At 67.3% G+C, this 1,809-nt stretch carries 2 protein-coding genes; both read right to left on the reverse strand.

Features of this window, described 5'->3' with window-relative positions:
* Nucleotides 1–204: 204 nt before the first annotated feature.
* A complete protein-coding gene (locus QZY48_RS04060; RefSeq protein ID WP_295428052.1) occupies nucleotides 205–459 on the reverse strand; it encodes a DUF29 family protein in 255 nt (84 codons plus the stop codon).
* A gap of 37 nt (nucleotides 460–496) precedes the next feature.
* The gene (gene mepA, locus QZY48_RS04065) at nucleotides 497–1,366 is read right to left on the reverse strand and encodes a penicillin-insensitive murein endopeptidase (RefSeq protein ID WP_295428054.1); all 870 of its coding nucleotides are present in this window, start codon (nucleotides 1,364–1,366) and stop codon (nucleotides 497–499) included.
* Between the last annotated feature and the right edge of the window lie 443 nt (nucleotides 1,367–1,809).

The raw sequence follows: 1,809 nt of genomic DNA on the forward strand, positions 1-1,809 counted from the left end.
CGATGCACTTAGGGTTGCGAGAGAATCCGGGGCGCTACGATAACCTCGACAACGACAACGACAACGACAACGACAACGACAACGACAACGACAACGACAACGACAACGACAACGACAACGACAACGACAACGACGCCACAAGCATTCCCTAATGAACTTGCTTAACTTATTAGTGAACCGTTCCTGCGGGCACGGGGGCTGGTGTCACCCCACCAGTCCCGCGACCCCTCCCCGTGGCCAACGATAACCGGTAATTCGGGACGCCAAAATCAAGGCCGGAGCGATGGCGCGCGCGGCGGGATAAAAGCCCTTGTCGAGCAATTGTTCAACGGTGTAAGGGCAGTGGCTGGGGAAGGTCTCCGGCGGCAGGGCGGTTTCGTCGCTGGCCAACTGCGCCGCGTCGGCGTAGGCATTCGTGATCGTTTCGGCAGTTTGATACAGTGTGCTGAGATCACTCATGTCATCCTCGCTTCGGCGCATCACCTGAATTCAGAAACTAATTGTCGCGCAGCAGGGCCATGCAGGCGGCGGGCGCGATGGGCGCGGCCCGGGGCTCACCCTTCTTTCTGGTGGTGCCCGTCGCCTCCGGCTTGAACCACCAGGCCAGGTCCGCCCCGCAGCCTTCGCCCGCCGGGATCGCCGCCTGGGGCTCGCACTGGGGGCTGCCGGCCGGGCAGCGGATGCGGACATGGAAGTGTGCGTCGTGGCCCCACCAGGGGCGCAGCTTACGCAGCCAGGTGCGGTCGCCCTGCGCCTCGCCGCACACCGCGCGTTTGATCCCGGGGTTGACGAAGATTCGGTCCACCGCCGGGTTGCGGGCCATCGTCTCCAGCAGGAAGCGCTGGGGCTCGCCCCAGGCGCCGCTGCTGACCAGGGTCCCGGGCTGGACCATGCTCGGCGGGTCCGGCTGGTCGTCCATCAAGCGCCGCGCCGCCGGTGCCGTCGGCGCCAGGGTGAACCAGACATCCACGTCCAACCCGTTCTGATGACTGTGGTGGGAGGAGGGCATCTGACCGCCGCGCGGCTGGCTCAGATCCCCGATCATCACGAGGCCGAAATTGCGCCGCGCCGCGGTGCGCCCCAGGTCCTGCACCAGGCGCAGCAGGGCCGGATGGCCGAAGAAGCGGTGACGGGCACGGCGCACGCTCACAAAGCCCGGTCCGCTCTCCGGCAGGGCGCCCGCCCCGCCGACGCAGCCATTGGCGGGGGTCCCGATGACCTGGGACGGGCCCCGGCTCGGGGTCGCGACCGTTGCCCAAGCGCTTGCGGCCGGGGCCGACCCGGACCAGCACCAGAGGGCGCACAGCGCGGCCAGGAGTGCCGGGCGGACAGGGGCGGGGCAGGGCAGGGTGCGGCTTGGGGGCATGGTCGGGCATCCGGTGGCGGGAGGGCGTGACGGCGGATTATGCTTGAAATCGACTCAGGTCGCGTCGAGACTCCGCTGCACGGCGCACTGATCGAGGTCGCGATAGGCCCCCCACAGAGGTCGCTCATCAAAGGGCCGCGGTAGGTCTCATCGAGCACTTGGCGGACGATCGCCAGCGAGCGCACGGCCGACGAACCGCGTGGCGGCGGCGCAGGTGACCATCCACAACCACCGGTCTCGGCGCTTGGCAACCGGCGCCGGCGCTTGTCCGCTGGTCCGCACAGCGGACCCTACGGTGGGCGCCCGTAGATACTCTGTTCAAGCGCAAGTCCGATTTGCCTCCGATCCGTAAATTGGCCTCATCGCTACGTGAACAGTCTCCAGCCTCCGACGAGGTTTGCAGTGCTCGGGCTGGGCCTGGTATTGGTACCCCCGGTGTCACG

This window comes from uncultured Thiodictyon sp. (assembly GCF_903828115.1).
In the GTDB taxonomy this organism is placed as follows: domain Bacteria; phylum Pseudomonadota; class Gammaproteobacteria; order Chromatiales; family Chromatiaceae; genus Thiodictyon.

Coding starts and splice junctions, on each gene's coding strand:
- QZY48_RS04060 (WP_295428052.1), bottom strand. CDS start 459: ATGAGTGATCTCAGCACACTGTATCAAACTGCCGAAACGATCACGAAT.
- mepA (WP_295428054.1), bottom strand. CDS start 1,366: ATGCCCCCAAGCCGCACCCTGCCCTGCCCCGCCCCTGTCCGCCCGGCA.